The organism is Micromonospora sp. KC721 (assembly GCF_004348355.1).
Classification (GTDB): Bacteria; Actinomycetota; Actinomycetes; order Mycobacteriales; family Micromonosporaceae; genus Micromonospora.
On sequence record NZ_SMJY01000257.1, the window covers coordinates 1 to 7,255 of the forward strand.

A 7,255-nucleotide genomic window follows, 5' to 3' on the forward strand; every position below is an offset into this window, starting at 1 on the left:
GGGCTGCCTGGTGCACTCCCTCGGTGACGCGCTGACCTTCACCCGGGTGCCGCTGCTGTGGCCGCTGCGGATCCGGGGCTGCCGGTGGGCGGCGCTGGGCATCTGGGCCCCGCTGCGGTTCCGCACCGGGTCGGCGGCCGAACTGCTGCTGGTGGTGCCCGCCCTGCTGGTGCTGGGCGGGATCAGCACATGGGCACTGATCACCCCGTAGCCGGCCCGACCGGGCCAGGTCCGCCATCCGCTTCGGGTCGGGGATCTTCTCACCGGCATGGTTGGCGTGGTCTGATGACGGGTAGCCGGTGTTACCGGCGGGTTACGCCGGGGTGGAGTTCCCGGGTGGCCTGGGGAGGTGACGATGCCGGAACGGCGGGAGGTGCGGCTCCCCGACAGCGTACGTCTGCACGTCGAGGTGACCGGATCGGCGGACGCGGCGACCACGGTGGTGCTGCTGCACGGTTGGACCCTGGACGGGCGGGTCTGGCACCGGCAGGTGGCCCACCTGCGGGAGTGCTTCGGCGAGCGGGTACGGGTGGTCACCTACGACGCGCGGGGGCACGGCGGGTCGAGCTGCATGGCACGGCGTACGGCCACGCTGGCGCAGCTCGGCGACGACCTGGCCACAGTGCTGGACGAGGTGGTGCCGACCGGCCCGGTGGTGCTGGTGGGGCACTCGATGGGCGGGATGACCGTGATGGAGTACGCCCACCGGCACCCCGCGCACTTCGCCGCCCGCATCGCCGGGCTGGTCTTCGTCTCCACCACCGCCGAGGGGCACACGCACACCGCGTACGGCCTGTCGCCCCGTATCGCCCGGCTGATCCGGATCGCCGAGACCACCGGGGCGGGAGTGTTGGCCCGCTGCGGTTCCTGGCGCCCACCCCGGGCGCTGTTGCGCGCGCTGCGCCCGAGCATCCGCTGGATGCTTTTCGGCGAACGCTGCGATCCGGCCGACATCCGGTTGGTCACCTCGGCGGTGGCCCGCGCCTCGCTGCGTTCGATCGGCGGCTTCCGGGCCTCGATCGGCGCGCAGCACCGGCTGGACACCCTGGCCGAGTTGGCGCATCTGCCGGCGGCGGCCCTGGTCGGCGACCGGGACCGGCTCACCCCGCCGCCGTGCGCGGAGTCGATCGCGGCAGCCCTGCCGGTGACCGATCTGACGGTATGCCCCGGCGCGGGGCACATGCTGATGGTGGAACGCCCCGACGAGGTGAACGCTGCCCTGTCGGCGGTGCTGCACCGGGTCATGGCCGGCACGCCCGTTCCCCGGACGCTCCCCTCCCCCGGCACCTGTTGACCGGGAGGTGGCCGAGGTCGCGGGAAGCGGCCCGGGCTGGGTGTGCCGTGGCGGCCTGCCCGTACCCTCATTGCGCCTGGCGTGCGCCCGCGTCCGGCGCCGCCGTCGCACAGGAGCCCCCACGTTGACCGACCAGACGACCCTGGAGCAGGAGATCGCCGTCGAGCAGCGGCACCTCGACCGGGTGTACGCCCGGTTGGCCGAGCTGCGACGCTCGGCCGCGCAGGCGGAGAAGGAGGGCTACGGGCTGGCCCGGGTGGGCACCTTCGGCGCGCTGGTGGAGCGGGACGCGATGGTCTTCCACGCCGCGCAGCGGCGACACGTGCTGGACGCCGAGCACGAGGGGCTGGTCTTCGGCCGGCTCGACCTGCGTACCGGCCAGGTGCTGCACGTGGGTCGGCTCGGGGTGCGCGGCGTGGACGCCGAGACCCTGGTGGTCGACTGGCGGGCCCCGGCCGCCGCCGCCTTCTACCAGGCCACCCCCGCCGAGCCGCTGGGCGTGGTGCGCCGGCGCACCATCCAGTCCTCGGGTGAGAAGGTCACCCGGATCGAGGACGACCTGCTGGATCCGGAGGCGGCCCCGGCCGACCTGGCGGTGGTCGGCGACGGGGCGCTGCTGGCGACCCTGTCCCGGGCCACCGGGCGGGGGATGCGGGACATCATCGCCACCATCCAGCGGGAGCAGGACGAGGCGATCCGATCCCCCGGTTCCGGGGTCACCATCGTCTCGGGCGGTCCGGGCACCGGAAAGACGGCGGTGGCGCTGCACCGGGCGGCGTATTTGCTCTATTCCGACCGCAGCCGGTACGCCGGCGGCGGCATCCTGGTGGTCGGGCCCTCGGCGGTCTTCGTCGAGTACATCGCCTCGGTGCTGCCTTCGCTCGGCGAGGAGACCGCCACCCTGCACTCGCTCGGTTCGCTCTTCCCCGGCCTGTCGGCGACCCGGACCGATCCGCCGGAGGTGGCGGCGGTGAAGGGCTCGCTGCGGATGCGTCGGGTGCTGGAACGCGCGGTCCGCGACGCGGTCCCGGACGGCCCGAACGAGTTGCGTCTGCTCTACCGGGGTGCGTTGCTCCGGCTGGAGCGCCGTGAGCTGGACGGCGTCCGGGACCGGACACTGTCCCGGGGCGGCCGCCGCAACGAGGTGCGCCGCGCCGCGTTCGACGCCGTCCTCGCCGCGTTGTATGCGCAGGCCCGCCGGTTGGAGATCCCCCGCCTGCCGGAGCAGCCCGCCTTCGAGGACGAGATCATCGAGCGGCCGGAGTTCCGCGAGTTCCTGAAGGCCTGGTGGCCCCGGCTGCACCCCCGGCACGTGCTGGGTTGGCTGGCCCGGCCGGAGCGGCTGCGCCGGTACGCCGGCGGTGTGCTCTCCCGCGCCGAGATCACGCTGTTGTCGGAGGCGTACCGGTCGTTGGCGACCGAGGGGCTGACGGTGGCCGACATCGCGCTGCTGGACGAGCTGGACGCGCTGCTGGGCAAGCCGGTGCGGCCGGCGAAGCCGAAACGCGACCCGTTCCGTCTCACCGGCGGGGTACGCGAGCTGAGCACGTTCGCCGACCGGCAGCGGGCCGCCCGGGCGGCGGCCCGGGAGCGACCGGAGGACTACCGCGACTACGCGCACGTGGTGGTGGACGAGGCGCAGGACGTCTCCCCGATGCAGTGGCGGATGGTCGGCCGGCGCGGCCGGCTGGCCTCCTGGACGGTGGTGGGTGATCCGGCGCAGACCGCGTGGGCCGGCGATCCGCAGGAGCTGGACCGGGCGCGGGACCAGGCGCTGGGCCGGCGCAGACGGTACCGGTTCAACCTCACCACCAACTACCGGAACTCGGCGGAGATCTTCGCGGTGGCGGCGGCGGAGATCCGCCGGCTGCACCCGGACCTGCCGCTGCCGAGGGCGGTCCGGTCGACCGGCGTGGATCCGGTCGCGCTGACCGTCCCGGCGGGCGAGCTGGCCGGCGCGACGGTGGACGCGGTGGCGGCGCTGTTGGCCGAGGTGGAGGGCACCGTAGGGGTGATCACGCCGGTGCCGCGCCGTAACGAGGTGGCCGGCTGGCTGGACGGGCGGGGCGGGGCGCGGCTGCAGGTGGTGACCAGCCTCCAGGCCAAGGGCATGGAGTACGACGGGGTGGTGCTGGTCTGCCCGGGTGAGATCCGGGCCGAGCCCTCCGGTGTCCGTACCCTTTATGTCGCCCTGTCCCGGGCCACCCAGCGCCTCACCACCGTGGAACCGGTGGGCTGACCGTCGGGCCTGGCCGGCTCGCCCGGCGGACGCCGGCAGGTTGGGCAGGGCGGAGTCCGGGGAAACCGCCGGGAGGCCCCCGATGGGGGGCCGGCGGTCGGACCCGGGGCGTCACCGGCCGTTCACTTGCATACATAGCGATGTCAGCATAGATTGGCACCGGGTCCGGTACGGCGACGGAGAGGTGCGGGCGTGGGCGCAGGGCATGACCACCACGGGGCGGTCGCGAACGCGGCGCAGCGCCACCGGGGCCGACTCTGGGCGGCTTTCGCCCTGCTCGCGGTCTTCATGGTGGTCGAGGGGGTCGCCGCCGTCGCCACCGGGTCACTGGCGCTGCTCTCCGACGCCGGGCACATGTTCACCGACGTGCTCGGCATCGGCATGGCCCTGGCTGCCATCACCGCCACCCGGCGGGCCGAGCGGGATCCGCAGCGCACCTTCGGGCTCTACCGGCTCGAGGTGCTCGCCGCGCTCGGCAACGCGCTCCTGCTCAGTGGCGTCGCCGTCTACGTGGTGATCGAGGCGGTACGGCGGTTCGGCGACCCGCCCGAGGTCCGGACCGGGCCGATGCTGACGGTCGCCGTACTGGGCCTGCTCGCCAACGTGGTCGCGTTCGCTCTGCTGCGCAAGGGTGCCCAGGAGAGCATCAACCTGCGTGGGGCGTACCTGGAGGTGCTGGGCGACCTGCTCGGCTCACTCGGCGTGATCGGTGCCGCGCTGCTGATCGCGGTGGGCGGCTGGTGGTGGGCCGATCCGGCGGTGGCGGTGGCGATCGGCCTGTTCATCCTCCCCCGCACCTGGCGGCTGGGCCGCGCGGCCGTTCGCATCCTCGTGCAGGCCGCCCCCGAACACCTCCAGGTGACCGCGGTGCATGACCGGTTGACCGCCGTCCCCGGCGTCGCCGAGGTGCACGACCTGCACGTCTGGACGCTCACCTCCGGGATGGAGGTGGCTTCGGCGCACCTGACCATGTGCCCGGGTGCCGAGGTCGGCGCGGTGCTCGCTGCCGCCCGCAGCGCGCTGCACGAGGACTTCCACATCGACCATGCCACCCTTCAGATCGAACCGGGCGCGGCACCGGGGGCGTGCGGTCGGGTCGAGTGGTAGAAGAATTGACTTGTTCATCCCTTTTCACAGGCTTACCTCCCGTACCCTCAGTCACGAACCGGGCATCCGTCCCACCGGTACCGGTAGTCTCGGTTCCGGCCTCCGCCCAGGCGGCACCCGACGGTGCCGGCGGGGCCGCCGCCTAAACGCCCGCCCGGGCGTGCCGGGGAACCAGGTACCTGGGGTGCATCCGCGCCAGCGGTAGGGATCTTCCGTCCCGAACCCGTCAGCTAACCCGGTCGGCGGCTGACGGAAGGAATGTGAATGCACGTACGACGTACCACCGGCCGACTGACGGCCGCGATCGTCGCGGCGCTCGCCGTCGGCCTCACCTCGGCCCCCACGCCGGTGACCGCCGCCCCGCCCGCCACCCGACTCGCCGCCCCGAGCGGCGACGACGAGGGCGGTACCCCAGCGCTACGCGCCCAACTCGACGCCGCCAGCAAGGGCTGGCTCGACGCCAAGGCCGCGCTGGAACGCTCCACCCGGCGCCAGCAGGAACTGAACAACCAGCTCAAGACCGTCGAATCGGAGCTGACCGCACGCAGCAGCAAGGTCGGCGAGATCGCCGGGGTGGCGTACCGGACCGGCCGGCTCGGCCCGGTGTCGGCACTGCTCAACAGCGGCTCGCCGGAGGGTTTCCTGGACCGGGCCGCCGCGCTGGCGACGGTCGCCAGCAAGGAGGACCGGGAACTGCGCAACCTCCTGAAGACCAAGGAGGAGGTCACCCGCACCCGTAGCGCGCTGGCCACCGAGATCGTCGAGCAGCGCAAGCAGATCGCGGTCATGGACAAGCGCAAGCAACAGGCCGAACGGGCACTGGAGGTGGCCGCCTCCGCGCAGTCCGCCCCTCGGGCCACCAGCAGCGCTCCACGGGGCACCTCCCGGTCCAATGCCAGGTCCGCGCCACGCAACTCCGACGGATCCTTCCCGCCCGAGTCGTGCAGCGTCAACGACCCCACCCCGGCCAACGGTTGCATCACGCCCCGGATGCTCAACGCCCTGCAACAGACCCAGGCCGCCGGCTTCACCCGGTACGTCTCCTGCTACCGCCCCGGCGGGTCCGGCGAGCACCCGAAGGGGCGAGCCTGCGACTTCGCCGCCCAGAAGGGTGGCTTCGGTGGGGACGCGACCGGCGGCGACCGGACGTACGGCGACAACCTGGCCGCGTTCCACGTCCGCAACGCCGACCGGCTCGGCGTGCTCTACGTGATCTGGTACCGGCAGATCTGGCTACCCAGCAGCGGCTGGAAGTCGTACAGCGGGGCGAACGGCGACCCGTCCAGCGACCACACCAACCACGTCCACCTGTCGGTGTACTGACCGCACCACGCGCACGGGGCCCGTCCGCCCGGACGGGCCCCGCACCCACCCCGGCCCCGGGGGTGGTTCGGTCAGCCGGTGATCGGTCCGCCGTCGGAGAGCCGGTCCAGCACGTCGCCGAGGCGGCTGGCCAGCCCCAGGTGCGCCGCCCGGGCCTGGCGGAACGCGTACCCGAACAGCGGCGCGGGGGCGGCGAGGGTGATCTCGACGTCGATTCGCAGCAGGCCGTCCTCCGTACGCAGTCGGGTGTGGTTGCGTACGGTCGTGCCGGGCTGCTGCCGGGCCTCAACGATGATCTCGTCGTCGGTGACCAGCAGGACGTCGGCCTGATAGGTGACCGGGAAGTGCAGGGGCCCCAGTTCCAGCCGGTCGGTGACCGCGTAGCTGGCCCGCGCTCCGGGCCGGGGCGGCAGCTCACGTACCCGCAGAATCAGCGGATGCAGTTCCTCCTGACGGGACAGGTCGCTCAACAGCGCCACCGCGTCCGCCTGTGAGCAGCGCGCGCGCACCGTGTAGCTGAACGTCTCCCGCCGGACCACTCCGACCTCCCACTCCTCGTCGGTCGCCCGATCGTCCCGTATCGCGGACTCGGCTGGCAACGCAGGTGGGTTGGGTACGGCGAGACGAAACCCGCGCGGGCGGGCGGGGCCGCTGGCCGGCCCGGTTGACCAGCGGCGAACGACGGTGGTGGGTCGGCGCGACGCCGGGTCAGGCCCCTGGCAGGACCTCGCGGGTCGCCGCCCCGGCACCGGCCCCGGCGAAGTAGGGCTCCGGTGCCCCGAAGAGACCCAGCAGTCCGGTCACCCAGAGCTGGCGGTGCACGAATCGACTGGGCTCGGTGACCACCAACTTCACCCCGCTGACCTCGGCGGTCTGGAAGCCGGCGACCATCGCGCTGATGCCCACCGAGTCGATGAAGGTGACGAGCCGCATGTTGAGCTCGATACGGGACGGTCGGCCCTTCGCGAGCACCTCGGCGATCGCCTCACGTACCTCGTACGCGGTGTCGACGTCGATCTCCCCTCGTGGAGCGATCTGGATGACACCACCCGGCAGAACCGATTTCACGATCGACAGGCTCACGCGAGCACCTCCACTCGCCCGTTCACGGGCGCCTCATCAGTACGCGGGCCGCGACCGAGAGTATTCCTCCAACGGCCTCGGTCGCCACCCCTCGGGATGAGCAATTCGCGGATCCAGCCGGATCGGACCGTCATCACCGCAACTTTCCTGGTCACATCCTCGTCAACGAGCGACCCGCCTGGGCCGCCCCAACCGCCCCAGCCTAACCG

6 protein-coding genes, 1 pseudogene and 1 riboswitch are annotated in these 7,255 nt (G+C 72.8%); of the genes and pseudogenes, 5 read left to right on the forward strand and 2 right to left on the reverse strand.

The window, feature by feature from the left end; translation table 11 throughout:
- The 5 genes and pseudogenes from E1182_RS27835 to E1182_RS27855 all read left to right on the forward strand — a co-directional run.
- A pseudogene (locus E1182_RS27835) lies at window positions 1–211 on the forward strand (metal-dependent hydrolase); the annotation flags it as partial.
- A gap of 144 nt (window positions 212–355) precedes the next feature.
- The gene (locus E1182_RS27840) at window positions 356–1,294 is read left to right on the forward strand and encodes an alpha/beta fold hydrolase (protein ID WP_132270711.1); all 939 of its coding nucleotides are present in this window, start codon (window positions 356–358) and stop codon (window positions 1,292–1,294) included.
- Window positions 1,295–1,418: 124 nt separating this feature from the next.
- A complete protein-coding gene (locus E1182_RS27845) occupies window positions 1,419–3,533 on the forward strand; it encodes an AAA family ATPase (protein ID WP_132270712.1) in 2,115 nt (704 codons plus the stop codon).
- A 192-nt stretch (window positions 3,534–3,725) separates the two neighbouring features.
- A complete protein-coding gene (locus E1182_RS27850; RefSeq protein ID WP_132270713.1) occupies window positions 3,726–4,640 on the forward strand; it encodes a cation diffusion facilitator family transporter in 915 nt (304 codons plus the stop codon).
- 129 nt (window positions 4,641–4,769) lie between these two features.
- Window positions 4,770–4,901, forward strand: a riboswitch (cyclic di-AMP (ydaO/yuaA leader).
- 3 nt (window positions 4,902–4,904) lie between these two features.
- Entirely contained in the window at window positions 4,905–5,963 is a 1,059-nt protein-coding gene (locus E1182_RS27855) for a hypothetical protein (protein WP_132270714.1), read from the forward strand.
- A 71-nt stretch (window positions 5,964–6,034) separates the two neighbouring features.
- Here E1182_RS27855 and E1182_RS27860 read toward each other — a convergent pair whose 3' ends face one another.
- Window positions 6,035–6,562, reverse strand: a complete 528-nt coding sequence (locus E1182_RS27860) for an SRPBCC family protein (RefSeq protein ID WP_243706457.1) — start codon at window positions 6,560–6,562, stop codon at window positions 6,035–6,037.
- A 109-nt stretch (window positions 6,563–6,671) separates the two neighbouring features.
- The gene (locus E1182_RS27865; RefSeq protein WP_132270715.1) at window positions 6,672–7,046 is read right to left on the reverse strand and encodes an STAS domain-containing protein; all 375 of its coding nucleotides are present in this window, start codon (window positions 7,044–7,046) and stop codon (window positions 6,672–6,674) included.
- Window positions 7,047–7,255: the final 209 nt, after the last annotated feature.